This is a genomic window from Paenibacillus sp. MABNR03, assembly GCF_050455445.1.
Lineage (GTDB): Bacteria > Bacillota > Bacilli > Paenibacillales > Paenibacillaceae > Paenibacillus > Paenibacillus xylanilyticus.
Genome location: NZ_JBCIYR010000003.1, coordinates 488978 through 515165, shown reverse-complemented (window position 1 = coordinate 515165; position 26188 = coordinate 488978). Strand labels below are relative to the sequence as shown.

The 26188-nt window shown below is 46.4% G+C and carries 21 protein-coding genes; 2 read left to right on the top strand and 19 right to left on the bottom strand.

The features are described from left to right. Positions 1-47 precede the first annotated feature (47 nt). The 18 genes from murD to AAIH57_RS17385 all read right to left on the bottom strand — a co-directional run bounded on the left by murD (position 48) and on the right by AAIH57_RS17385 (position 22931). A complete protein-coding gene (gene murD, locus AAIH57_RS17470; RefSeq protein WP_430022518.1) occupies positions 48-1469 on the bottom strand; it encodes a UDP-N-acetylmuramoyl-L-alanine--D-glutamate ligase in 1422 nt (473 codons plus the stop codon). Between the two features lie 3 nt (positions 1470-1472). Further along, complete coding sequence (mraY, locus tag AAIH57_RS17465) at positions 1473-2441, bottom strand: phospho-N-acetylmuramoyl-pentapeptide-transferase (RefSeq protein ID WP_095289967.1); 969 nt, start codon at positions 2439-2441, stop codon at positions 1473-1475. A 12-nt stretch (positions 2442-2453) separates the two neighbouring features. After that, positions 2454-3869: a UDP-N-acetylmuramoyl-tripeptide--D-alanyl-D-alanine ligase gene (locus tag AAIH57_RS17460; protein ID WP_430022715.1), complete on the bottom strand. Its 1416-nt coding sequence runs from the start codon at positions 3867-3869 to the stop codon at positions 2454-2456. After that, positions 3869-5356, bottom strand: a complete 1488-nt coding sequence (locus tag AAIH57_RS17455) for a UDP-N-acetylmuramoyl-L-alanyl-D-glutamate--2,6-diaminopimelate ligase (protein WP_430022517.1) — start codon at positions 5354-5356, stop codon at positions 3869-3871. The genes AAIH57_RS17460 and AAIH57_RS17455 overlap by 1 nt, the downstream gene beginning before the upstream one ends. 124 nt (positions 5357-5480) lie before the next feature. Further along, positions 5481-7445 carry a stage V sporulation protein D gene (locus AAIH57_RS17450; protein WP_175397534.1) on the bottom strand — a complete coding sequence of 655 codons (1965 nt, stop codon included), beginning with the start codon at positions 7443-7445 and terminating at the stop codon, positions 5481-5483. Positions 7446-7537: 92 nt separating this feature from the next. Beyond that, positions 7538-9856, bottom strand: a complete 2319-nt coding sequence (locus AAIH57_RS17445; protein ID WP_430022516.1) for a penicillin-binding transpeptidase domain-containing protein — start codon at positions 9854-9856, stop codon at positions 7538-7540. 12 nt (positions 9857-9868) lie between these two features. Continuing rightward, a complete protein-coding gene (locus tag AAIH57_RS17440; protein ID WP_175397532.1) occupies positions 9869-10297 on the bottom strand; it encodes a hypothetical protein in 429 nt (142 codons plus the stop codon). Positions 10298-10324: 27 nt separating this feature from the next. Next, positions 10325-11275 carry a 16S rRNA (cytosine(1402)-N(4))-methyltransferase RsmH gene (gene rsmH, locus AAIH57_RS17435; protein WP_175397531.1) on the bottom strand — a complete coding sequence of 317 codons (951 nt, stop codon included), beginning with the start codon at positions 11273-11275 and terminating at the stop codon, positions 10325-10327. An 18-nt stretch (positions 11276-11293) separates the two neighbouring features. Further along, positions 11294-11731, bottom strand: a complete 438-nt coding sequence (gene mraZ / locus AAIH57_RS17430; RefSeq protein ID WP_017687291.1) for a division/cell wall cluster transcriptional repressor MraZ — start codon at positions 11729-11731, stop codon at positions 11294-11296. A gap of 273 nt (positions 11732-12004) precedes the next feature. Next, positions 12005-13270, bottom strand: coding sequence for an adenosylhomocysteinase (locus tag AAIH57_RS17425; protein WP_430022515.1), 1266 nt, complete (start codon positions 13268-13270; stop codon positions 12005-12007). Between the two features lie 59 nt (positions 13271-13329). After that, the gene (bshC, locus tag AAIH57_RS17420) at positions 13330-14961 is read right to left on the bottom strand and encodes a bacillithiol biosynthesis cysteine-adding enzyme BshC (RefSeq protein ID WP_430022514.1); all 1632 of its coding nucleotides are present in this window, start codon (positions 14959-14961) and stop codon (positions 13330-13332) included. A gap of 152 nt (positions 14962-15113) precedes the next feature. Then, positions 15114-16883, bottom strand: a complete 1770-nt coding sequence (locus AAIH57_RS17415) for an ABC transporter ATP-binding protein (protein ID WP_175397528.1) — start codon at positions 16881-16883, stop codon at positions 15114-15116. A 17-nt stretch (positions 16884-16900) separates the two neighbouring features. Then, positions 16901-17782 carry an ABC transporter permease gene (locus AAIH57_RS17410; RefSeq protein WP_376768976.1) on the bottom strand — a complete coding sequence of 294 codons (882 nt, stop codon included), beginning with the start codon at positions 17780-17782 and terminating at the stop codon, positions 16901-16903. Between the two features lie 47 nt (positions 17783-17829). Further along, a complete protein-coding gene (locus AAIH57_RS17405; RefSeq protein ID WP_095289949.1) occupies positions 17830-18762 on the bottom strand; it encodes an ABC transporter permease in 933 nt (310 codons plus the stop codon). A 190-nt stretch (positions 18763-18952) separates the two neighbouring features. Further along, positions 18953-20650: a peptide ABC transporter substrate-binding protein gene (locus AAIH57_RS17400; RefSeq protein WP_430022513.1), complete on the bottom strand. Its 1698-nt coding sequence runs from the start codon at positions 20648-20650 to the stop codon at positions 18953-18955. A gap of 151 nt (positions 20651-20801) precedes the next feature. Next, the gene (locus tag AAIH57_RS17395) at positions 20802-21176 is read right to left on the bottom strand and encodes a DUF3397 domain-containing protein (protein WP_175397525.1); all 375 of its coding nucleotides are present in this window, start codon (positions 21174-21176) and stop codon (positions 20802-20804) included. Further along, entirely contained in the window at positions 21176-22138 is a 963-nt protein-coding gene (locus tag AAIH57_RS17390) for a ketopantoate reductase family protein (RefSeq protein WP_430022512.1), read from the bottom strand. Before AAIH57_RS17390 ends, AAIH57_RS17395 begins: the two co-directional genes overlap by 1 nt. A 142-nt stretch (positions 22139-22280) precedes the next feature. Beyond that, complete coding sequence (locus AAIH57_RS17385; RefSeq protein WP_175397523.1) at positions 22281-22931, bottom strand: RsfA family transcriptional regulator; 651 nt, start codon at positions 22929-22931, stop codon at positions 22281-22283. A gap of 315 nt (positions 22932-23246) precedes the next feature. Between AAIH57_RS17385 and AAIH57_RS17380 the strand changes: the two genes are divergently transcribed. Together AAIH57_RS17380 and AAIH57_RS17375 are read left to right on the top strand one after the other, a co-directional pair. After that, positions 23247-23483, top strand: a complete 237-nt coding sequence (locus AAIH57_RS17380; RefSeq protein WP_095289941.1) for a DUF2626 domain-containing protein — start codon at positions 23247-23249, stop codon at positions 23481-23483. A 199-nt stretch (positions 23484-23682) separates the two neighbouring features. Beyond that, positions 23683-24762 (top strand): coiled-coil domain-containing protein, encoded by a 1080-nt coding sequence (locus AAIH57_RS17375; protein WP_430022511.1) that lies wholly within the window; start codon positions 23683-23685, stop codon positions 24760-24762. Here AAIH57_RS17375 and AAIH57_RS17370 read toward each other — a convergent pair. Beyond that, complete coding sequence (locus AAIH57_RS17370) at positions 24754-26037, bottom strand: extracellular solute-binding protein (protein ID WP_430022510.1); 1284 nt, start codon at positions 26035-26037, stop codon at positions 24754-24756. The two genes, AAIH57_RS17375 and AAIH57_RS17370, sit on opposite strands and share 9 nt — an antisense overlap. Between the last annotated feature and the right edge of the window lie 151 nt (positions 26038-26188).

Below are 26188 nucleotides of genomic sequence, written 5' to 3'. Positions count from 1 at the left end.
AGGAGGCCACCCCTTGCATGGAAGTAGGGGCTTTTCCACCCCCCTACTTACAAGTTATGCGCCGCCTCTTTAAAAATGCGTCCCCGCTCTTCATAAGAAGCAAACATGTCCCAACTTGCACACGCTGGTGACAGTAAGACAACATCACCTGGGGCCGCAAGCAGCGACGCTTCCGTTACTGCAGCGGTTAACGTCCGGGCAGCATCCTCCTCATTATCGACGACCTTAATTTGCTTTAATCCCGCCAGCTCAGCAACCTTGGCGATTTTCTGACGTGTTTCTCCGAGAGCAACGACCGCTTTCACCCGTTCTTGGAACACAGGTAACAGCTCCATCATGTCTGAGCCTCGATCCAGTCCTCCAGCGATCAATACAACCGGCTCCTTGAAGGAGTTCAGTGCCATCACTGTAGCCTTCGAATTGGTAGCCTTGGAATTGTTGTAGTACGTTGCACCGTTATGCTGCAGTACATACTCCAAACGGTGTTCAACCCCCTTAAACTCGGAGAGGGGCCCCGCAAGCACAGCAGGGTCAGCTCCAGCCGCTACAGCAATGGCTACCGCGGCTAGCGCATTTCCCACATTGAAGCGTCCAGGAATGCCGATGTCCTCCACATCAATGACAATGTGATGATTGCCTTGCCCGTCGGCATATATCACCTGACGCTTCACATCATCATCTTCTCCTTCCACGTAAGGAGGATCAGCGTACACGCCAGCATCCAGCTTCTCTGTCAAGGAGAACGGAAGCAGCCTGCTTTTAATATAAGGAACCAGCCCCCGGCACACAGGATCATCCCAGTTCAGAATGGCTACATCGTCGGGATGCTGATTGGCAAATATTTTGGCCTTGGAAGCCACATAATCATCCATGTCCCCATGGTAATCCAAATGTGTCTCTGCAACGTTAAGCAAGCTCGCGATCCGAGGACGGAAGTCAACAGTCCCTTTAAGCTGGAAACTGCTGAGTTCAACGACCATCCAGTTATCGGCAGCAGCCTGTTCTGCGGCTTCGCTGAGTGGCGTACCGATATTTCCGGCAACGATTGGCTTCAAACCTGCTTGCTCCAGCATTTTGCCAACCCATGTCGTTGTCGTTGTTTTACCGTTGGAGCCTGTAATGCCAATCATTGGCGCAGCACAGAGATGGTATGCAACTTCCACTTCTGTCACGACTTCGATTCCTAATGAAAGGGCCTGCTGCACTGGAGGTGCCTGATAAGGGATGCCCGGATTTTTGACCACCAGCTTCACACCGGTGTGAATCAGATCATCCGGATGACCTCCGCATACAACAGAAATTCCCAAAGCCTCCAATTCGGATGCTTCGGGACACTGTTCCCTCTCTTTTTTATCATTAACTGTGACCTTCGCTCCCGCACGGTCCAGCACTTTGGCAACCTGCACGCCGCTCTTGGCCAGTCCGAGCACAACAACCTGTTGTCCGCGATATGATTCAGGATGGTTCATGATTTACAACCCCTTGTTGAGATAAAGTCCAAGAGCGGCCAAAATAGCACCTACCGCCCAAAAGGTAATAACAACCCGCCATTCCGACCAGCCGCTTAATTCAAAGTGGTGATGAATGGGACTCATTTTGAATACACGCTTGCCCCGAGTCTTGAAGGAAACCACTTGAATAATAACGGATAGAATCTCGATGACGAACACACCGCCAATGATTACAAAGAGAAGCTCTGTCTTCGTAACAATGGCAACTGCACCAATGGCACCACCAATGCCGAGCGAGCCCGTGTCTCCCATAAATACTTTGGCCGGATGCGCATTGTACACGAGAAAACCAAGCACAGCACCAATCATTGCTGCTGCACACACGGCTGCCGGCATGGAAGTTGCCTGCATCGCCACAATTGCAAATGCACCAAAAGCAATAGCGCTAATTCCGGACAGCAAACCGTCCAGACCATCCGTAAAGTTAACGGCATTGGTGATGGCGAGCATCATGAACACCACAAACGGATAATAGAACCATCCAGTCCAGTCGAAGGAGACAGATGTTCCGGGAATGGAGATCGCTGTGCTGTGCCCATTCTGGATGAGCAAGAAACACATCACTGCACTGAAAAACAGTTGCCCCAGCATTTTTTGTCTGGCGGTCAGTCCCAGTGAACGTTTGAATACAATTTTGATATAGTCATCCAGGAAGCCGATCAGTCCAAAACCGAGTGTAGCTACGAGCAGGACGTAAAAATCCGTATTCTTGACTGCCGAAAATTTCAAAAAGGCTAATGTAAAGGCAAGCAGGATGACAACCCCGCCCATCGTCGGTGTCCCGCTTTTTTTCAAATGGCTCTGCGGCCCGTCTTCCCGAACTTGCTGACCGAATTTCATTCGGCGCAGTAATGGAATCAAAAGCGGTGCGGCAATCACCGCCAAAATAAATGAAACACCGATTGTTAACAGTAATACCTGAAAATCCATGGGTTCACCCCTCTAGTCTACTCGATTCTGTAATGGTGCTATTTTTAGTGATTCGACCACGTCCTCCAGCTTCATACCCCGGGAGGCCTTGAACAAGACTACGTCTCTGGAATGCAAGTTCTCCAGCAGGTAACGGGTCATCTCTTCCTTGTTTTCAAATGAATGTACAGCTTCTGCAGGCATATGAAGTTTTGCCCCTTCAGCTATGTTTGCTGATAACGGTCCATAGGTCAGCACCAAGTCCATTTTTGCTGGAGTTATATATTCCCCTATGCCGTGGTGAAGTTCTTTTTCCTGAGGCCCCAGCTCCAACATATCTCCAAGTACAGCTACTTTGGAATGATACCCTTTCAGGCCATCCAGCACATCAATAGCAGCTTTCATCGAGGTTGGACTGGCATTGTATGCATCGTTGAGCATCGTCAGTCCGCTGACCCCCTGAAGAACCTCAATGCGCATGCCCGTCAATTTCAATTGCGACAACCCTGAAGCAATCTGTTCAGCTTTCACACCAAAATGACGTGCAACAGCAAGCGCAGCAAGACAATTAACGACGTTGTGTGTGCCGAGTAAAGGAAGCGTAAGAGCCTGTTCCCCGGATTGTTTTGTGGTGAATACAACTCCGTTCTGCGCATTCATGAGTCCGGTCGGATAATCATCATTGTCTGTTTGCAGTCCAAACGTAAATCGCTCAAGACCCTCGGGCTGCTTCGTCTCCGCTTCAGCAAGCACTTGCTTGATCAACGGCTCGTCTCCGTTATAGATCAACAGTCCGCCTGGTTTCATGCCTGCAGCAATTTCAGCTTTTGCTCTGGCAATCTCCAGTCTGGAGCCAAGCTGCAGCAGATGGGATTCACCAATGTTTGTAATAATGGCGATGTCAGGCTGGGCGATCAAAGATAATGCCTCGATTTCTCTTCGGCCGCTCATGCCCATCTCCAGAATCACAATCTCGGTATCCTGCTCCATGCTTAACACCGTAAGCGGCAGTCCGATATGATTATTGAAGTTGCCCTGTGTCTTATGCACCTTGAAGGTGGTAGACAGAATGGCATCCACAATGTCCTTTGTTGTTGTTTTGCCATTACTTCCCGTGATGCCAACGACAGAGGTTTTGCTTTCAGCTAAATAAGCAGATGCAAGTGTCTGTAGAGCTGTCAACGTGTCATCGACTACAATGACGCCACCGCCCTGCGGGGCATCACCATGGTCTTTTTGCCATAATGCCCCTGCGGCTCCCTTTTCTAAACAGGCTTGCACAAATTCGTGCCCGTCAAACCTTTCGCCTACAAGCGGGATGAACAAGCTGCCTTCTACAGGCTTGCGTGAATCTGTAAACACGCCTTCAACGTGAACTGCTCCATAAGCAGCAAGGTCGCTTAATGTTCCTCCGCACATTTCGGCTAATTGTGCCAATGTTCTTTTTATCAATTGGATTTGCCCCTTATCGCCTCTTTGGCTATGATCCGATCATCAAAATCCGTTTTGGTTGTTCCGATGATTTGATAGGTCTCATGACCTTTGCCCGCAATCAATACTACATCGGCTGGGCTTGCCATTTCAATAGCCTCATGAATCGCCTGACGACGATCTACAACCATGAGGTAACGATCCGATGATACACCTTCTTCCACCAGACCCACTTCAATATCTTTGAGGATCAGATCCGGATCTTCCGTCCGTGGATTATCGGAAGTGACAAAAACAATGTCACTGTACTTTGCTGCAATTTTCCCCATTAATGGACGTTTGGTCCGATCCCGGTCTCCCCCGCATCCGAACACGCAGATGACACGTCCTTCTGCAAACTCTTTTACCGTCCGCAGCACGTTTTCCAATCCGTCCGGCGTATGAGCGTAGTCAACAATGACAGCAAACGACTGACCTTCGTCTACGGCTTCAACACGTCCGTCTACACCAGGCACAGTCTCCAGACTGCGTTTGATCTCTTCCAATGGTACACCTTCAACAAGTGCAGCAGAGATTGCAGCCATGGCGTTATAGACGTTGAATTTTCCTACCATGCGCAAGCTAATATCTGTACTGCCTGCGAATGTATCCACATGGAAAGACGTGCCCTGTGATGTGATCGAGATTTTGGATGCCCGTACATCAGCGCCCTCTTCCATGCCGTATGTAATCACTTCAGCTGCGGTGACAGATTTGAAATAATCTGCAGAAGGATCATCCGCGTTAATAATTGCAAATTTGCGACGGGAAGCATCCTCAGTGTACTCGTTGCCAAGTCTTGCAAAGAAGAGACCTTTGGCTGCGCGGTACTCTTCCATGGAATTGTGATAGTCCAAATGGTCTTGGGTCAAATTGGTGAATACAGCGGTCCGGAAATCCGTTCCTTTTACACGTCCCTGCTCCAAAGCATGCGACGAAACTTCCATTACACAGCAATTCGTGCCTGCTTGAACCATATCATACAGACTCCGCTGCAGATCAAGAGCTTCTGGCGTTGTTCCTGACATCGGATAGGTACGGCCGTCGTAACGCATTTGAATGGTACCGATCAAACCCGTTTTTTGTCCATGATCACTCATGATTTTTTCAATCAGATATGTGGTTGTTGTTTTGCCGTTGGTTCCTGTTACACCAATCATATTCATCTTGTGACTTGGTGAGTCAAAAAAGGAGTCCGCCAGTACAGCCATTGCAAAACGACTGTCTTTGACCAACAGCTGTGGCACAGGCAATTCCAGTTGTCGTTCCACAACCAATGCTACAGCTCCAGCGTTAACAGCTTTCTCTGCATAATCATGTCCGTCTACGGTATGTCCCGGAAGACAGATAAACAGATCTCCCGGTTGTACCTGGCGGGAATCTGTCTGTAAGTTCTGGCATTCTGTATTTGGCTCGCCAATCAGGCGGGCAGTTGTCAGCTTTGATGCAAATTGTTTTAAAAGCACATGAATAACCTCACTTCTCCAAGTTTACTTCTGCACAGGGCAATTCATTTTATTAATATCGTCCATATAGCCATTTAATGAAACGCAACTTTTTGAATTTTGTTGCGGTAGGAACCGGAGCCGGTTAAGGCTCCTGTCCTTCTTCTTCCGTATGCTCGTGTGCATCATTCAGCACATCACTCATGTAGATTCGTATGGTTGAACCCTGCTCTACCCTTGCTCCAGGCTTCGGAGCCTGGTTAATTACGTACTTCCCGCTGCCGGACTTTGCCAGCATAAAGTTCATGTTGAGATCTTCGTACAGATCCTCAACCGTTGCACCTGTCAGGTCGGGCACGGTGACAATTTTTGTTTCACCATACTTGTATTCTTTTGCGACCTGATCCTTACGTACCGGGACATTCATGTAATGCAGCGAGTCTTCAAGTATATTCTGTACAATTGGAGCGGCTACAACGCCCCCGAACTGAATCCCTTTGGGATTATCGACAGCCGTGTACACCACGATCTGCGGATCATCTGCTGGAGCAAACCCAATAAAGGATACAATATGCTCGGTAGAGGAATAACGTCCGTTAATAACCTTCTGGGCTGTACCCGTTTTGCCACCTACCCGGTATCCATCAATGAAAGCCGGTCTTCCTGTACCCTTTGCAACAACACTTTCCAAAGCTTCACGAACCTGCTTGGAGGTATCCTCGGAGATGACCTGCCGTACAAGCTCAGGCTTGACTTCTTCCATGACTTCTCCCGTTTCAGGATGAACCCATGCCTTCGTCACATAAGGTTTGTAGAGCTTGCCACCATTAATGGCCGCTGATACAGCCGCCACTTGCTGAATTGGCGTAACGGAGACACCTTGACCAAAAGCAGTCGTTGCAAGTTCGACAGGACCCACTCGAGACAGTTTAAACAATATACCACTCGCTTCGCCACTGAGGTCAATACCCGTTTTGGTTCCGAATCCGAAGTCTTTGATGTAAGAGAACAGGGACTCTTTTCCCAGCTTTTGACCAAGGGCCACAAACCCGGGGTTGCAGGAGTTTTCCACGACTTGCAGAAATGTCTGACTGCCATGCCCACCCTTCTTCCAGCAGCGCAGGCGGGCGCCTCCGACTTCAACATATCCTGGGTCAAAAAATTGATCCTGCTGCAGATTTACTTTTTTCTCTTCCAGTGCTGCTGCCAGGGTAATAATTTTAAAGGTTGAACCGGGTTCGTATGTCATCCAAATCGGTAAATTCCGGTTATAGATTTCAGACGGGTACTGCTGGTAATCCGCTGGTTCATACCCAGGCCTGCTGGCCATGCCGAGCACTTCGCCCGTTTTGGGATTCATTGCGATGGCCAGAGCGGAATTAGCCTGGAATTTGACCATGGCCTGATCCAATTCTCTCTCCATGATGGACTGAATTGATTTGTCGATGGTCAGCTCCAGGTTTAGACCATCCCTTGGTTCCACATACTTCTCAGATGAGCCCGGCATAAGCCTTCCGGCCGCATCGGACAAGTAGGACACACTGCCATTTAAACCGGTCAACTTCTCGTCATATCTTTTCTCAACTCCGGTCAATCCTTGGTTATCAATACCTGTAAAACCAAGAATATGAGCAGCCAGGTCATCATAAGGATAAAAGCGTTTATTATCCTCTGCAACAACGATACCCGGAAGCTTCAAATCACGAATGCGCTGAGCTTTCTCCATCGTAATTTTGCGGCCGCCGGGTTGTAGTCTTACAATCAGTTCTCTTTTCTTGATGGTTGCCAGCACTTTCTCTTCCGTCATTCCAAGCAAAGGCGCCAGCGCTTTCGCCGTAGTCTCTGCTTCCTTGACCTGAGCAGGAATTGCCATAATCGTCGGAGTAGTCACATTATAGGCAAGAGAGGTACCATTGCGGTCCAGAATCTCTCCCCGTTTGGCTGAATAAGGAATATTACGCCGCCAGGACTCCTCCGCTTTTGCAGACAATTCCGGTCCTTTCCCGAGTTGTACATAAGCAAGCCTGATGACCAGGGCCGAAAATAACAAAACCAAAATGAGCAAACTCCATAACAGTCTGCGCCGTAGATTTACACTTGAACCCTTCACGAAAAGATCCCCCCACTCGTCCCAAAATCATGACCTCGTTCATTCATGAATATTCGGGACAACCGGGGGTTAGAACAAGCTGTAAAGGATTGCTATGGAAGGACGGGATCGACCGCCGCATCGGAAGACGGTTCTGTCTCATTGGTTGAAGTCTTGGTTTCATCAGAGCTGCTCGTTTCTCCTGTTTTGCCTGACTCTTCTGATGTCTCCTTACCTTCATCCTCCAGTGCTGTATCGGAAGACTCGGGATCTTCATCCGCTATCCCTGTAACCGCTGCTTTGGCTGTCTGCAATGTGAGCTGTATGGTCCGCTGTTCCCCTGAGACCTGCTCTTTCTGACTCACAACATAGCCTTCACCCTTGACGATCACTCCTACTTTCATGAGTGAAAGAACTTCCATGGCATCACGAAGTGATTCGCCTGTCAGATCAGGAACTTTCATACTGCTGCTGTCTTCCGTGAGCAGGTAGATTCGCTGGCCCGGGTTCATAAATTCGCCTGCCGCAGGGTACTGGCGAATAACACTCTCGCCCTTCCCAAGGGTCTCGTAAGCAATTCCTGCGTTCAGAAGCTGGCTTCTGGCCTGTTTGGCTGTTTTCCCAGTCAAGTCAGGAGTCTTCGTCTGGATGACCGTAGATGCCTTTTTGTCCGTCGTCTTGGCTGTATCTTTTGGAACGCCCATATATTGAAGTGTCTGACTTACAATTTTCTTGAATACAGGTGCAGCGGCGGTACCTCCACCAATATTGGAACCACTAGGTTGGTCAATCACCACCAGCATAGCAATTTTGGGATTGTTCACAGGTGCAAATCCGATAAACGAAACAACGTCTTTGGATTTGCTGTATTCCCCGTTTACCACTTTTCTGGCCGTACCGGTTTTACCTGCAACCCGATATCCATCAATGTAAGCGTTGCGTCCAGTGCCGATCTGTTGGTCAGCCACAACCTGTTCCAAATATCCACTTACGAGTTTCGCAGATTCCTTGGAAATGACTTGGCGAACCTCTTTGGGCTTAATCACTTCAGTCGTTCCATCATTTGGATTGATGATTTCCTTCACCAAATGTGGAACCATCAGTTTACCGCCGTTAGCAATGGCCGAAATAGCTGCCACCTGCTGGATTGGGGTTACTTGAACCAGACCATGACCATAGGCTGCTGTTGCGATTTCGGACTTGTAGACCAATGGTTTGATCGGTGAAGCCGACTCGCTTGGCAGATCAATGCCTGTCTTTTGGCCAAAGCCGAATTCGTCTATGTAATGACGCAGACGTTCGCCACCAAGCATGTTGTAACCCAGGTTTACAAATGCAATGTTACTTGAGCGTTTAACGCCTTCCAGATATGAAATCCGACCATAAGCATGACCATTATCACTGATTGGATATCCACCAATATAGATCCGTTTGGATTCAAACGTTGCATTCGGATCAAACAATTTTTCTTCTACAGCCCCAGCAAGTGTAACAATTTTAAATGTTGACCCTGGTTCGTAGATGGACTGTGTTGCATGGTTGATAAAGTTTTTCTGGTCCGGTGTTTCCCAGTACGTATTAGGATTAAAATTCGGCCAGTTCGCCATGCCCAGTATTTCCATCGTGTTGGGGTCTGCCGCAATGACGGTCATACTCAGCGGATTGTACTGAGCAACTGCCTCTCTCATTGCATCTTCGATGTAAAACTGAATGGTATCATCAATCGTCAGCTTCAGGTTGTTTCCGTTCTGCGGTGGAAGATAGTTATCCTGGGAATCAGGAAGTTTGACACCTTTTGCATCCTTTTGATAGTTCAGGTAACCATCCGTGCCCGTCAGCTCTTCATCGTAAGAAACCTCAAGCCCGTTCACAGCTTTTCCATCACGGCTCATGTAGCCCAGGAGATGCGAAGCGAGCGTTTCTTCCGGATAAAACCGCTTCGACTCCTGTGCCATTACAATGGCGTTTTGAGCCTTGTAATCTTCCTTCAGTTCCTCACGAAGTGCAGTTACTTTTGCTGCAAGCTCCGGGCTTATTTTATAACCTTCGCTTCGAACTTCGCGTTGTTTGTAAAATTCGCCATCTTTATTCTTAGCAGTTACCAGAGCACGCAGTTCACTCTCATTTTTACCAAGTATCGCTGCAAGCTTTGTTGTCACGACATCTTCAATCCCAAGCTCATGGATCAACTCGGGATTCACCGATACCGTATATGCCGGTGCATCCGTTGCCAGAATGTTGCCATTCCGGTCCGTGATGGACCCACGGCTTGCCTTAATGGTCTGTTCACGTTCCACAAGTTCGGATGCATATCCTTTCCAGGTACTGCTGTTCACAACTTGAATGAAGAAGATTCGGGTTATCAGTACAAGAAAAAAGAGGGTAATACATCCCCCTATAAGCAGCGTGCGCATCTTTATTCTTTTTACCATCGGTACACCTCTTTACTTACTTGCTGTATCCGAAGACGACTCTGTATCCTGCGAGCTTGTTGCACTTGTTGAACGAGGCACATAAATTACATCCTTGTCGGATGCCTCCACATAGCCCAGTTCACGTGCATTTTCGATGACCAGATTGTTCAGCTTCTCTTTTTCCACTTGCAGATCTGCAATAGTTTTCTCGGCTTCTCTCATTTCGGAGAGCGTTACTTGAGCCTGCTTGTTCAGATCATAGATGTGAGCATAACGCCACATCAGTGCACCACCAATAACAATACAGATCATTAATGTCATCAGATACAGAAACTTCTCGCGTGCCGGAAGACCGGTACGACGAGTAACCACTTTGGTGGTTTCCTTGTAACGCTGCTGTGTCACACGTTCCTGGGTTGCTTTTTCTTTTACTGCAAGGTTACCACGTGTATATGCCATACAAAGGCTCTCTCCTTCGCTCTTGGATTACAGTTTCTCGGCTACGCGCAGCTTCGCTGAACGTGCACGGGAGTTCTCGGCCAGCTCTGTTTCCGTTGGAATCAGCGGCTTCCTGTTGACTAAACGCAATATGCCCTTACCGCCGCACACACATAACGGAAAATCAGGCGGGCATGTACACTTCTCCAGATAACTGCTGAATATTTGTTTACAAATCCGATCCTCAAGCGAGTGAAAGGTAATAACAGATACACGTCCACCTGGTGCCAGGCACCGAACCGCCTGATGCAATCCTTCCTCGAACGCACCCAGCTCATCATTTACTGCAATCCGCAAAGCCTGGAAGCTGCGTTTCGCAGGATGGCCACCTGTTCGGCGAGCAGCTGCCGGGATGCCTTCCTTGATTAACTCCACTAGCTCTCCTGTGGTCTCAATGACAGATTGGCTTCGTTTCTCCACAATGACACGCGCAATTCGTCTTGAAAATTTCTCTTCACCGTAACGGTATAGAATCCGGGCAATCTCCTCTTCAGGCCATTCGTTGACAATTTCTTTGGCTGTAAGGAATGCATCCTGATCCATCCTCATGTCCAGCGGAGCATCGTGATTGTAACTAAACCCACGTTCTCCTTCATCGAATTGAGGTGATGACACGCCCAAATCATACAAAATGCCATCCACTTGTGGCACGCCGTCCTTCATTGGAACATTTAGTTCTTTCAATACCTGTTCCAAATCGCGGAAATTCGTTTTAACCAGCGTGACACGATCTCCATATGAAGCAAGCTTTTCGCGTGCATTATCCAAAGCCCAATCATCCTGATCCAGTGCGATAAGCCTTCCCCCTGGACCGAGCTTGGAAGCAATGACGGAACTATGTCCTCCTCCACCTAAAGTGCAGTCCACGTATATACCGTCCTGCTTGATGTTTAATCCCTCTGTTGCCTCTTCTTTGAGTACGGTTATGTGGTGAAACAACCTGCACCCCTCCTGACTTTATAAATCAAAATTAAAATCGACCAGCTTTTCGGCAATGTCGTTGAATGCTTCCTCGGATTGATTGAAATAACTCTCCCATATGCCTTTGCTCCAGATCTCCACCCGGTTCGATACGCCAAGAACAACACAATCCTTGTCCAGTTTGGCATACTCCCGTAAATTGCCCGGCAAATTTACCCTGCCCTGTTTGTCCAATTCACATTCGGTAGCACCCGAGAAAAAAAAGCGGGTAAACGCACGTGCATCCGACTTCATCAAAGGCAGTGCTTTGAGCTTCTGTTCCATGACCCCCCACTCCTCCATGGGGTACACGAAAAGACACTGGTCCAAACCCCGTGTGACAACGAAAGAGGGTCCCAGAGATTCGCGGAATTTGGCCGGAATAATAACCCGACCCTTGTCATCAATGCTATGTTGGAACTCCCCCATAAACATTGGCCCACTCACTCCTCACCCGTTTCTCCCACTTTGCCCCACTTTCCACCACCTAAGCATAATAGATTCGCACTAAAAAATCAAAACCCTTCTTGCCAGTTTGATTTTTTTTCATTCTACAGCATTAAAAAACGCCTTTGATCCTGTCGCTCAGGATCAAAGGCGTTTCCCCAGTAATGGTTATCCTACATACAACCGCATATGAGCCATATCATCAATACACTATTCTATACCCTTTGACTCAGTTCATCAGCTTGTAATTATTGGATCACACTAAAATCTCCAGCTATCCAAATATTTTTCTTGCTCGGATGACAGGGAATCAATCGAAATATCCAGGCTTTCCAGTTTGTAGCTGGCCACCTGTTGGTCGATCTCATAAGGTACATTAACAACCGTCTTACCCAAAGCAGCATAGTTCTCGCTCACATAGCGCAGACCCAAAGCCTGCAATGCAAATGTCGTGTCCATGATCTCAGCAGGATGGCCGTCAGCTGCACCCAGATTCACAAGACGACCTTCTGCCAGAAGGTACATTTTGCGTCCATCCTTGAAGCGATATTCCTCAATGTTGCGACGCACCGTACGAATCGATTCTGACCGTTTGGCAAGTTCAGGTTTATTAACTTCCACATCAAAATGACCCGCATTGCTCAGGATCGCTCCATCTTTCATCACATCATAGTGTTCACCCGTGATTACATCCTTATTGCCGGTAACAGCGATAAAGAAATCTCCCAGTTTGGCTGCTTCCACCATGGTCATTACGCGGAAACCGTCCATATGTGCCTCTACTGCTTTGATTGGATCAATTTCTGTTACGATTACATTTGCTCCGAGCCCTTTGGCGCGCATCGCCACGCCTTTGCCACACCAGCCGTAACCCGCTACAACTACATTCTTTCCGGCTACAACCAGATTGGTTGTACGGATGATGCCATCAAAAGCAGATTGCCCTGTACCGTAACGGTTGTCGAACAGGTATTTGCAATAAGCGTCATTAACTGCCACCATCGGGAATTGCAGTTGTCCTTCTTTCGCCAATGCTTTCAGACGGATAATCCCTGTTGTCGTTTCCTCTGCGCCTCCACGAATGGTAGCAGCAAGGTCAGGACGTTCAGAGGCAATAATGGTAGCGAAATCACCACCGTCATCAATGATCAGATCAGGTTTAACTTCCAGTGCACGAAGCTGCAGCTGTTTGAACTCTTCAGGCCCCGGATTGTATTTGGCATAAACGGTAACTCCATCTTCCACAAGAGCCGCACATACATCATCCTGGGTCGACAATGGGTTACTGTGTGTAATGGTAACTTCTGCACCCCCAGCCTGAATAACTTTGGCCAGGTAAGCTGTTTTGGCTTCAAGGTGAAGGCAAATGGCAACCTTTAAACCTTTGAAAGGCAGATCCTGTTCAAATTGGCGGCGAATCCGGTTCAACACCGGCATATGTGCCTCAACCCAATCAATTTTCAGATGACCTTCAGAAGCAAGTCCCATATCCTTGACAATACTGTTTTGCAATGCAGATGTAGTCATGCACATCCTCCTCGTTTATCTGTTTCTTCTATTATAAAGGTCTTCTGCTAAGCACATGGTTATAACGTAATCACTTGATGTTGCCCACGGAATTCACGTCCGTTCTCAATCAGTTCCTCAATCCACTTTGTTCCATAACGGTTCAAATAGAAGAGCGCATTGTGCACTCGTTCCTGTGGTTTATTCATAGGAAAGAGAGAATTCTGTATGCCATTCCAATGTCTCAGTCCGACCTCATGTTTGTCCATGATCGCTTTCTGTGTTTGCTTTTCGAGATATTGAATCTGTTCATTAATCTTCCTCAGATTCGTCTCTCCGATCCGATCAAGTCCGGCGTGAATTTGCGCAAGTTGATCGAGCAATGGGCGATAGAGCTCAGCAAATGTTTGCTGGACCTGTTCAAATTGTTCCTCGACTTGGAATGTTTCCTGTCCAGCGAGCCACTGCTCTCTTTTTTCTTCCATACGGTATTGCACATCTTGAAAAGAGAGCTCGTACTGATTCATATGTTTGTGATGTACATCTTCCAGGATGGTATAAGACAACCGTGGTAGCAAGATGGGCATTTGCAGACCAAACTGGCGAAATGCAGTTCTGGTTAATCCCCAGTATGCAATCTCACCCTGTCCCAGAATTACCGCAGCTACAGGTAGTACGGAATCCTGCATTAGCGGACGGGTTAATACATTATTACTGAAACGCTCGGGATGTTCTCCAAGCTCCTGAAGTAGTCGTTCTTCCGTAAAAGACACTAATCCTTTTCGGTCCGTATACAAACCATCTTTTAGGAATAAAAGCAAACGAGCCCCATCGTGAATATAAAACAGATTTGCTCCGTCTTCAGCAACCTCGGCCGGCATGGAGTACCCCGACTCCTGCACCATGCTTGCCCCTTGCAAATAAGCTTCGCGCAACGAGGTGTTCTCACGAATCAATCGTTCAAATACAGGCTGTTCCAGTTCGCGTAATCCGGGATCTGCCGCATCCATAAGGACAAGTCCACTATTGCCGAACAAAGCTGACAACATTCTGGCAAACGCATCACTAAGATTCGAGCTGGATTGATGGATACGATTGAGCATCTCCATTAATCCAGGTTTATGTACAGTATCCGGCAGCAGGTGCTCCACCTGCTCAAGTACGTTCATCCACTGTTCCACTGCAATTTCGACACCACTCACCGAATTCCGGCCATCAAATCGACCATGCAGCTTGACTTTGGTCATTTCTCCATTGCGATCAGGCAGATAGGTGTGGTTCACTTCGTCCCAGTCATGATCTTCGCCAGCGATCCAAAATACAGGAACTACCGGACGCTGAAGTGTGGCCTCCGCTTCACGGGCAGCTGCAACCACGCTCGCAGCTTTGTAGATAACGAATAGCGGACCTGTAAGCAATCCGCTCTGCTGTCCCCCCGTAACCACAAACGTACCTTCCTCAGCCAGACGGGAGATGGAGTGATGTACAGCTTCGTGATCATTCAAACGTTTGTTATATATGCGTAAATACTCTACCAGGTTCTGGCGGTTCACACGTGTGTTCTCCGATTGATTCAACCATTCGGCACGCGCATGAAGTCCAGACTCCCAGTGAATGTCATACTCGTAAAGGCCCCGCGCAGCATCACGTGAGCAGATATAATCTTCTGCAAGTTGCGTTCCACTGCGGAGTGCCTCGGTAATAGCCTTCATGAGGTCTGCCTCCTATTCTGCTTCAAAGAGCCTTTCTTGATTGTACCGAATTACAGGCCTCTTCGTCAAAAGAAAGTAATTGAAAAAACAAAAACCGCCGGACAAGCCGACGGTTTGATAACATAAATGAGTTCAAGCGGTGTAATAATCTCTTATACGTAAGGTTCTGAAACCCAGTGACCTTTGGAAATCTCAATCAATTGAGCATTCTCCAGGTTATAAGGATCGTTTACAGGACCACTGCCTGCATTTTGGATTGGACCAGACTGTTCATCCGGCAGCAAAATGCGGCGTTTGTTTGCTTCCACTTCCGGATCAGGTACGGGAATCGCAGAAAGCAATGTTTTGGTATAAGGGTGAACCGGGTTGGAATACAACTCCTCACTCTCAGCCAGCTCCACTACTTTACCCATGTACATAACCGCAACACGGTCACTGATATGCTTAACCATGGACAAGTCATGCGCGATGAAGAGGTAAGTCAAACCAAGACGCTGCTGCAGCTCTTCAAGCAACTTAACCACTTGGGCTTGGATGGATACATCGAGTGCTGACAAAGGCTCATCACAAATGATGAATTTAGGGTCAACTGCCAGCGCACGTGCAATACCGATCCGTTGTCTTTGACCACCAGAGAATTCATGCGGATAACGGAGCGCATGGCTTGGATTCAAACCTACGAGATCCAGCAATTCCTCTACACGTCTCTTCCGCTCTTTACCGCTGGAAGCCAGGCCGTGGATATCAAGCGATTCGCCGATAATATCCATAACGTTGAAACGTGGATTCAGCGATGCATATGGATCCTGGAAAATCATTTGCATATCTTTGCGCATTTCTTTCATTTTGCGCGGAGACAGCTTATAGATATCTGTTCCGTTAAAGTTAACATTTCCGCCTGTTGGCTCATAAAGGCGAAGAATTGTACGTCCCGTTGTGGATTTTCCACATCCGGATTCCCCTACAACTCCAAGGGTTTCGCCTTCAAAAATATCAAAGCTGACATCATTAACCGCTTTGAGAATGTTACCTTTACCCAGATTGAAGTATTGTTTCAGGTTCTTCACTTCAACTAGCGGCTTGTTGGCACCTTTGATAATACCAACCGGAGTAGGTTTTTCTTTCTTAGGCTCGTCCAAACGAGGCAAGGCGTTCAACAATTTGATTGTATATGGATGCTTAGGATTGCTGAAAATTTCAGCTGTCGTTCCCGTCTCCACTACTTCGCCTTCCTTCATAACAACAACGCGGTCACACATACCAGCTACTACACCAAGGTCATGGGTAATGAGCATGATGGATGTTCCAAGCTTTTGCTGCATATCCTTCATGACATCCAGGATTTGCGCCTGAATGGTTACATCAAGTGCTGTTGTCGGCTCATCCGCAATGAGAAGGGATGGACGGCACGCCAGGGCAATGGCAATCATTGCACGCTGACGCATACCACCGGAAAATTGGTGTGGGTAGTGATTCATGCGAATTGCCGCATTTTTGATACCCACGAGCTCCAACATTTCCAAAGCACGCTTCTCAGCTTCTTTTTTGGACATATTTTGGTGTTTACGAAGTACTTCTGTAATTTGCTTACCGACTTTAATTGTAGGATTCAATGAAGTCATTGGATCCTGGAAGATCATCCCGATGTCTTTACCACGGATGGCTTCCATTTGTTTATCTGTTTTTCCAAGCAGGCTCTGCCCGTGAAAAGTAATCTCTCCACTTTTGACCTTCGAAGGCGGGGAGGGAATCAGCTTCATGATGGTTTGGGCGGTAACACTCTTACCACTACCGGATTCACCAACAATCCCCAGCGTCTCTCCTTTGCCAAGTTCAAAACTTACATTTTTAACGGCATCAAATTCACCAGAACGTGTTGTAAACGACACGCTTAGGTCCTTGACTGTTAAGATTGGCTCCATAATCCCACCTCCTATTTCTATTTACGCAATTTCGGATCGAGTGCATCACGCAGACCGTCACCGAGCAAGTTGAATGCAAGCATTGTGAGTACCATCAGACCTGCAGGGAACCACATCCGCCAAGGATACAGCGTCCAGCCTGTCAATGCGTCATTGATCATAGAACCCAGGGAAGATTTCGGTGCAGAAACACCCAGTCCGAGGAAGCTCAGGAACGCTTCGGCAAAGATGGCATTTGGAATAGACAACGTCAGCGTTACGAGAATTGGTCCTACTGCATTTGGCAACAGGTGACGGAACAATTGACGTCCTGTGCTTGCACCCATGGACCGTGCGGCAAGAATAAAGTCTCTGTTTTTCAACTGCATGATCTCACCACGTACAATCCAGGACATACTGATCCAGCCCGTGATCGTAAGGGCAATGATAATGGTCGTAAGACTTGGTTCCAAAACAACCAGCAGCAAGATTACAACGAGCATGTACGGCAGGGAATAAAGGATTTCGGAGAACTTGTTCATGATTCCATCAACACGTCCGCCGTAGAAACCCATAATCGCTCCGTAGATTACCCCGATGACAAGGTCAATCAAGGCAGCAGCCAAACCTACAGTAAGGGATACACGTGCACCTACCCAGGTTCTTACCCACACATCACGACCGAGCTCGTCCGTTCCGAACCAGTGCTCCGCACTTGGCGCTGCATTGGCATTAAGCAAATCATTAGAATAATAATTATAACTTGTAAACAACGAAGTTGGACCAATCAAAGAGAAAATGACAACAAGAACCAGAACGCCCAAACTGATCATCGCGGCCTTGTTGGTTGCAAGTCTGTACATGGCGTCTTTCCATAACGATACACTTTCTTGCGATTTCACCGCTGCCTGACTATCCAGGGCAGTGTTCGCCGTTGCTTTATTGTTATTGTTCGTGCCAGACAACGTTATGCCCCCTTCCGGCTTTCCAGCTTAATTCTAGGATCAATCAGCACATATGCGATATCTGTAAGGAAACGTGCCAACATCAGGAGGATACCATAGAAAATCGTAATCCCCATGATCATTGTATAATCCCGGTTCGTGATACTTTCTACGAATACTTTACCAATTCCCCCGATGTTAAAGATTTGCTCAATAACTACGGAACCCGTGATGATGTTAGCTGTCATCGGACCCACATAAGTTACAACGGGAAGAATACCGTTACGAATAACGTGTTTAAACATGATTGCAGGCCATTTCAGACCTTTGGCTTTAGCTGTCTTGATGTAATCCGCGTGCAGCACTTCGAGCATGCTGGAACGCGTCAAACGTGCGATAAAGGCAATCGGGGATGCAGACAATGCCGCAACCGGAAGTACATAGTCAAGCGGTCCGTCGAATCCCATAACGTTAAACCAGCCCAGTTTGAAGGCGAAAACGTATTGAAGCAGGGATGCGAGCAAGAAGCTCGGTACTGCGATACCAATTACCGCCAGGATCATCGTGACATCATCTATCAGCTTACGATGGTAAACCGCAGCGATAAGTCCTAGCAGAACCCCAACGACTACTGAGATCACAATTGCAAAGATCCCCAGTTTCAGAGATGCTGTAAACGTTTGAGTGATCATGTCGGTTACTTCTTGATTCAGATATTTCATCGAAACACCAAAATCACCTTTGAGAATTCCACCCATATACTTCAGGTATTGTTCATACATCGGTTTGTCCAGCCCATACTTCTCTTCCAGTAGTGCCCGAATTTCAGGCGATACTTTTTTCTCGGATGTAAAAGGGTCACCCGGAATGGCCTTCATCAGGAAGAAGGTTGCTGATGCGAGTATGAAAAGCGATAGCAGCATAAATAGCAGTTTTTTCAGCACGTACTTAACCAACCCTTGCACACCTCCAAAAAACAATATTTTGTATACAAATCGATTGTAGAATTAGACATGAATAAAGTCCAATCCATTTATCGGAAATTTCAAGAATTATAAGGAAAATCGGTGCACATACAAAAAAATCGGGATATATATGGAATTCCACATATATATCCCGAAGTAATCATATAGACTTCAGAACAACTTATTTCTCTTCCAGATATGCACGAGTGAAGTCAATTGCTCCACTGAAATCAAGTTGTACACCTTTCAGGTAAGGCTTAGTCAAAGATACGTTAGTGTAGTAATAGATTGGCATTACGCCCATTTCATCTTGAATCAGGATTTTCTCAGCATCAGCAAATGCAGCCATACGAGCAGCTGGATCAGCAGATTTCACAGTTTCTTTAACATCTTTGTCATACTGTTCGTTGCTGAACTTGGAGTCATTGTTTGTGTTACCAGTAGTCCACATTTCCAGGAAGTTGTACGGATCGTTGTAGTCAGCAGACCAGCCCGCACGAGCCACTTGGAAGTTTTGGTTTTGACGGTTCTCAAGGAATACGCCCCACTCTTGGTTTTCTGTTTTCACATCAACACCAAGGTTTTTCTTCCACATGTCAGCAACAGCAAGCGCGATTTTCGCGTGAGCATCACTAGTGTTGTAGATCAGTGTAACTGCTGGCAATGTTGTGTATCCTTCTTCTTTCATACCTTCAGCAAGCAATGCTTTTGCTTCTTCAACATTTTCAGTGAAGTAGTCGTCTTTGTGCTCATCACGGAACTCGCCGTTTTCACCGCGGATACCTGGAGGTACAAAGCCGTAAGCTGGAACTTGTCCACCTTGTGTAACTTTGTCAACGATCAGTTGACGCTCGATCGCCATTGCAAAAGCTTTACGGATTTTAGCATTGTTGAATGGTGCTTCGTTAACGTTGAACTGGTAGTAGTAAGTACTTGCGATACCAGTTGCTTTGAACTCATCCGGCAATTCCGCTTTTACAGAAGGAATTTGGTCGGTTGGGATTTCACCGTTAGGTGCACCTGTGTAATCCAGTTGTCCCGACTTGTATGCTTGCAGTTCGGAAGCACTGCTGCTTGTCAAGGACATGTTAATTTCAGACAATTTGATATCAGAAGCTGCATGGTAGCCTTCGTTTTTCTTAACTACGATTTTTTGACCTTTAGCGTATTGATCCATAGTGAATGGTCCGTTAACGATCATGTTTTTGTAGTCTGTGAAGAATTTATCATTTGTGTCAGCAGATTGGTGTACTGGGTAGTACGTGTAGAATGCTGTCAGACCCAAGAAGTAAGGTGTTGGGTTTTCCAACGTTACTTCCAGTGTGTGCTCATCAGTAGCTTTTACACCCACTTGGGAGAAATCTGTGATTTTAGTACCTTTGTAAGTTTCGTCTTTGCTCAGGTTGAAACCCTCAGCACCTTTGATGTAGTACAATTGGTACGCGTACGGAGAAGCCGTTTCAGGTTTCAGTGCACGTTCCCAAGAACGAACGAAGTCTTCAGCAGTGATTGGATCACCGTTGCTCCATTTCGCATCCGGGTTCAGGTTGAACACATATTTCAAACCATCTTCGGAAATTTTCCAGTCATTCGCAACGCCTGGTGCTTCTTTACCATTCTCGTCGATGCGTACAAGACCTTCATACAAGAATTTCAGAACAGTGTTGGTTTGGCTGTCTTTTGCCTGAGCCGGGTCCAACGTAGGAGGTTCAGCTGTCAGGTTAATTTTCAGCACTTGATTTTTTGCGAGACCGCTTTCCTCGCCTGCAGAGCCAGTTCCCGTGTTACTTGTGCCTTCATTTTTCGATCCGCACGCTGCAAGTACGGTACCGAACGCCAGAATCAGCGTCAAAAGGACTAATAGACTTTTCCTTTTCATCTAACACTTTCCCCCTAAATTGATGTGGTTTATGTTTATAGATTATACAACCACCGGTCAAAAAAATCTACATTACTTTTTCAGAAAGTAATGTTTTTTTCAGTTTTCGACAAAATCGACACATTTTTTAGCCTTTTTGCGTTATGTAACCTCACATCTGTTTCATTAAGTATCTAAATAAGCCAAATATAGTAAATAAGACATACCCAAAACTCATCAATACAAAGGCCATGCGCCAAACGGCCCGGAACATTCGACCCCCATCAACTTTCCCTTTCAACCTATTTTGAGCTCCCCCAATCAATCCGAGTGCAATTAGTATGAGTAATAATGTCAAATAAAAACCAAAATTCGAATCAAATGTTAAGTTGAATAACGCCGATACGGAGAAAATCAGAAATACAGTCGTTACATCCATCGCGGTGCGAAGTGAAGCTCGTTTATCCTTTTTCCACCCATACATGGCCCAATACACAATAAAAAACGGAAAAAACGGCAGTATGCTCAGCACGATAAAAAATCCCATTAACTCACTCCTTCCGGCCTAATTCCTTCGATCAGATGAAGCATTGTTTCATGCAGCGGAGCAGTCAAACCAGTCCGTTGTGCCATGCTGACTATATGCCCACTGATCGATTCCACTTCAGTACGCCGCCCATGCATAACATCTGCAAGCATTGAAGACGTATTAGTGGCTGTCGATCGGCAGACGGACAAAACTTCCTCCCACATATTGAAATCCAATATGATTTCATTGGCTTTATAAATGGCTGCAGCTTCATCATAGAGTTGGCGCATAACTGTTATACGCTGCTCATTCTGAAGCAACTCCCCATTTGTTATTCTCCAGATGGCCGTGAGAGGGTTAATGACAGCATTAATTAGCAGCTTTCTGTATATCAGCTTATCGATTTGATTCGACACTGTACAGTTAAATCCTGCCTGCTGCAATAGTACTTCCAAGCTTATGTCTTCCAGATTTCCTTTTGTGCCTTCGTGTAGTGCTGTACTATGTACATCTCTGCCAATCCAGGTTTCCCCCTCACCAGCACGAACAACCCCGTTCTCCACCCTTTTGGCACCTTCAGTAGTTACTGCACGATATAGATGGGACAACGGCATGGCTGCATGTATCTTCTCTATATGGCCCATCCCATTCTGAAAACAGGCTATGTTAATGAGATGATTCTTCATTGTCTTCATGATATGAAGGACCTCATCTATACTTGTCTGCTTAACCATGAGGAGGAGCCAGTCCCCAGGCTGATGATGCCAACGGGCAGATAATTCCGATATCGGATAAGCCTGAATATACTCAGGAAGCAACTTTACCTTCGCTCCCCGCTCCATGATATCTAACCCGTACATACGCAGTTTTTCGGCTTGTTCTGATGTCCTGGTCCAAAACCGCACAGGATATCCGGCTGCCTGAAGTTTTCCTCCATATAAAAGGCCAAGTGAGCCTGCTCCTACAACGTCAATAACCATGGGACATCCCTCTTCCACTCTCAATAATCACTTCTATATATAATAGAACAAAAACTTCAAACAAAAAACCCGTCTTACCTGCCGTTTGTAACGGAGATGTGACGGGTCAGATCAAAAATCATCATTCAAAGAGCTTGATCCGTTATTCAATTCGTTCCAAGTTTCCGTTTGCGTCCATTTTGAAACGGGTTTTGAGTTCCTCTTCTTCCTCAGCCAGGAAAGCAAGCCTGCGTGCACGATCCATAATCTGAATCAACGCTTTATAATCGTCATTCACCACACGATAATCAGTCTGTACTTCATTCACTTCTTTGGACAGACGGTCATTCTCACAGCGAAGTTCATGGAGCTCATCTTCTTTTTCACGAAGCTCCTTCTCGAGCATTTTGAGTTGTCGTCCATTTTCCTGTACAGTGCCTTTCCATTGGCGCAAAAAGCGAATCACGGCATCAATAGAAAGCGAGTCTTCCGATACTCCATCGGCCTTATACAAGTTTTCTTCCGTATCAAGTGTAGTTAGAGCTGCGACCTGGGGTCCAAGCAAAGCCGGTTGTTTTCGAAGATAACTTCTCTTTTGACGTTGTGCCTTCGCATTGCTGATGGCCGACTCATACTTTTTGCGTACACAGCTGTTCCAGCGAAAACCGCAAGCGGCAGAAGTTCTGCCTATTTTTTCGCCAACTTCCTCGAATGCTGCCAATTGTGTGCTGCCTTCCCGGATATGCCGCAAAGTTACCTCGGCCAAGATCAAATCGTCCTCTGTACTCCAAGCATCCTGTCTCACTGCAGTCATGCTATAATACCCTCCTAACAACATCCTAAAATAACCGTCCTCATTACCGGTTTCCCGGCTTGTGAATTAGGTATAAAAGCTGCTTCATTCATTCTTATGCCTCTCATAGAGTTCATAGAATTGATTTCATACTAAAATGTATTTCCATATTCGCCAGTACTCATACGTTATATATGCAAAAGATGTCCTATAAACACTCCTGAGAAGCAAAAAAAAGAATTCGCTTTCATATCCAATTCTGTTTACACCATTTTCCTTTCCCGGTATAATGTTGTGTAGACAATCTATGATCGTACATAGAGAGGAGGACTAACCGTGGCACGCATGTTTCGGGTACTCGGGTTCTTCACGCTTACGATTGGCCTGATGGCTTTTGCAGGAGATCTGGTCGAGATGGCTTTACTTTTTTTCCTGCAGACTGCGTTTTTCGTCATTTTGGGGTATTTAAAATTTACCGAAAGAACGTACATATTGCTCTTCTGGGGTTATATGATCGTTACCTTCACAGGGTTCAGCTACTGGACTGTGTTCCAAATGGGGTTGCCGCTTTAATCCGCCAACAGCATCAAAGCGATCCGGCCATAGGCCGGTTCGCTTTTTTGTTGTTTCTCAATACATAGGATATCTGATTAAATGATTGTTTTCAGCGTTATGTATCCACTAAGGATATTTTAAGATTTCATTTCATATATTGTCTGAAAGACAGAAGCCTGTACAATGGATATTGAAATATGGAAAGGAGAATGATGCGGTGAACCGTCGATATAGCATTAGCGCCCTATTTATCTTCACCCTACTATTTGTCCAGCTCACATCGACATATGCCTTTGGAGAAGCATCACCAGAGGAAACTCGTGAAATTTTGCAAAAGAGTCTGTCCATCGTGGAGATCGATCATGAAATTGAACGTATTGCGGTCAGGCAAAAGGAACTTGACCTACAACAACAAGAGCTGCAGATCCAGCTAAAGGAACAGGAAGAGCAAATACATATCCAGCAAGATCGGGCAGGTGCTGTAGTTAGGTCCTATTACACAGGGGAACGGGACAACCTTCTTATGACTGTGCTTGGCGCCAGATCGCTTAAAGATCTGTTCATCCTTTATGATTACTACCAAATTATCATTGGCAGAGACCAGGCAGTCCTAAACAAATATCAGGATCGTTATCAGAGTATACAGGAGACCTCCGCCAAAATTAGTCAGACCACAGCAGAACTGGACGAATTAAAATCCAATTTGGAGAGTCAGCGGGAGCGTGTAGTCGCATTGCAAAAGGAAGTGGACGGGCAAGTTTCAGCCAGCGGAAATCCGGCGGCCATCCAAAAGTTGATGGATGAGTTGACGATTTATTGGGAGAATGTGGGTATACACGAGGTTAAACGCTATTTCAGGGCATTAGCAACAGCCATGCAGAATCTTCCGGAGTTTATACAAGAACAGAACGGTGGAATTTCCACGACAGGAACAGCTTACACGATCCAAATTGGACAAGATGACCTAAATCAATTTCTGCGTGAGCAGAATCCGATCTTTGAAGATTTCGCCTTTCAATTTGACGAGGACCGAATTACGGCTTCCGGACAACGTGATCAGTTACAATTAAGCATCGAAGGTCACTATACAGTAGAAAACGAGCCACAAAACTCCATCCGTTTTCATGTAGATAAACTCGTTTTTAACCAGTTGGAACTACCGGATACGACACGACGAATGCTTGAAAAGGAATTCGATCTCGGTTTTTATCCACAGAAAATTTTGTCTTTTGTGAAAGCTACAGATGTATCCACAAGCAAAGGTGTACTGGAAGTTAAACTTGCCATCTCATTTTGATGAATGATGTATCTGAAGAATGCCACTCACATACTGATTCGCTGAAATTTCTCCTTGAAGGAACTGTTGAATCTTCTTCTTGTACTGTAACAACTGCATGGGGCTCTCAATAACATCATTCTCAGATATCTCGGACGCAAACCATTCCTGACCACCGATCATTTGTCCTCCATCCGTTAGCTTTTTGGACTCCAGGTTCAATTGCTGCTGTTTGGCAGGCAGATGATGGGCTTGTTGGTACCAATCCGACTGCGCTGAAGCGGATATCATGCCTTCGATCCATCGGCTTGCCTGCTCCGCTTCATGAGAACCGGATGTAATCACAAAACTTCTGGATTTTATGGCGGCGAGCGGTTTAAACATGACCCGGTTTGTTGGTGATCTTTTATCCCCGTTTAGCCCTTGATCTCCCTCCAACAGCTTGGAAAACCGTGTCACAATCAACAATGATTGCTCCTGCATGGCCGAATCATTAAACTCTGGGTCAGCGTCCAGAGGCTTTATATAAGGCTGAATCCGATTCAGTACCCTCTTCACCTGTTCATCTCCAACATGTGTAGATGCCTCTGGTATATTTCTTACAGTAGATGGAGCAACTCCCGGCCCAAATTCATTTAACCAAGCATCTGCGGCAAAAGGATCATTTATGTTAATAGTGAGCAATCCTCTGGTCTTCTCCTCCATTTGATTCAGCAGCTTGGTCCACTCGTCCAGATTTTGTGGCAATCTCTCCAAACCAGCCTCTGCAGCTACATCAGACCCTGATGCAAGCACGTAGGGGTCAAAATCAAATGGCATCCCCCATTGATATCCATTCCATTCGGTCTTTTCCCGTAAACGGGATACTGATTCACCGAGTGTTTTAGATAGGCTTGTTGCATTCAGAGGATATAAATGCCCTCTTTTTGCATAACCCTGCACCTCCGCACTATCAAGCAGGATAATATCCCCGCTGTCCCCTACCGCAAGTTCATCCTCCAGCACATTTTGATATGTATCCGTTTCCAGATTTCGAAGATCAATCTCGACCATACGCGCATCTGCTATTTGGTTAGCAATCTTGGAAAAGACCTGAAACTCCTTCTCAGACATGGAAACTACGATCTCAACCGGGACTTGCTGATTCTCATTGCGGGATGAAGTATTAGGAAACGAACTATTATCCTGATCCCCTTCCTGGTTCTGAGGTGTCCCTCTAAAGTCAAAGCTCGGAGACAGAATGGTCAAAGAAAGCAGCAGCACTGCGAATAATACGACCTGATGCCTACGCTTCATTAACTTCTCCTCCTCACTCCCTATATTTTTCCTGTAAAGTTTATTGTAACAAAATAGTAGTGCTCCTGTCCTATCCTGCCAAAAAACAGATTTTTGAGCTTTTGCATACTAAGAGAATACAGAGTTCTGTGTAATATCTCTTTTTCAATTT

Bases quoted from the DNA above. Each gene is read 5' to 3' on its own strand.
- AAIH57_RS17385 (WP_175397523.1), bottom strand. From the start codon at position 22,931: ATGACTGCAGTGAGACAGGATGCTTGGAGTACAGAGGACGATTTGATC.
- AAIH57_RS17445 (WP_430022516.1), bottom strand. From the start codon at position 9,856: ATGGTAAAAAGAATAAAGATGCGCACGCTGCTTATAGGGGGATGTATT.
- AAIH57_RS17415 (WP_175397528.1), bottom strand. From the start codon at position 16,883: ATGGAGCCAATCTTAACAGTCAAGGACCTAAGCGTGTCGTTTACAACA.
- AAIH57_RS17370 (WP_430022510.1), bottom strand. From the start codon at position 26,037: ATGAAGCGTAGGCATCAGGTCGTATTATTCGCAGTGCTGCTGCTTTCT.
- AAIH57_RS17400 (WP_430022513.1), bottom strand. From the start codon at position 20,650: ATGAAAAGGAAAAGTCTATTAGTCCTTTTGACGCTGATTCTGGCGTTC.
- AAIH57_RS17440 (WP_175397532.1), bottom strand. From the start codon at position 10,297: ATGGCATATACACGTGGTAACCTTGCAGTAAAAGAAAAAGCAACCCAG.
- bshC (WP_430022514.1), bottom strand. From the start codon at position 14,961: ATGAAGGCTATTACCGAGGCACTCCGCAGTGGAACGCAACTTGCAGAA.
- murD (WP_430022518.1), bottom strand. From the start codon at position 1,469: ATGAACCATCCTGAATCATATCGCGGACAACAGGTTGTTGTGCTCGGA.
- AAIH57_RS17395 (WP_175397525.1), bottom strand. From the start codon at position 21,176: ATGGGATTTTTTATCGTGCTGAGCATACTGCCGTTTTTTCCGTTTTTT.
- mraY (WP_095289967.1), bottom strand. From the start codon at position 2,441: ATGGATTTTCAGGTATTACTGTTAACAATCGGTGTTTCATTTATTTTG.
- mraZ (WP_017687291.1), bottom strand. From the start codon at position 11,731: ATGTTTATGGGGGAGTTCCAACATAGCATTGATGACAAGGGTCGGGTT.
- AAIH57_RS17425 (WP_430022515.1), bottom strand. From the start codon at position 13,270: ATGACTACATCTGCATTGCAAAACAGTATTGTCAAGGATATGGGACTT.
- AAIH57_RS17390 (WP_430022512.1), bottom strand. From the start codon at position 22,138: ATGGTTATTGACGTTGTAGGAGCAGGCTCACTTGGCCTTTTATATGGA.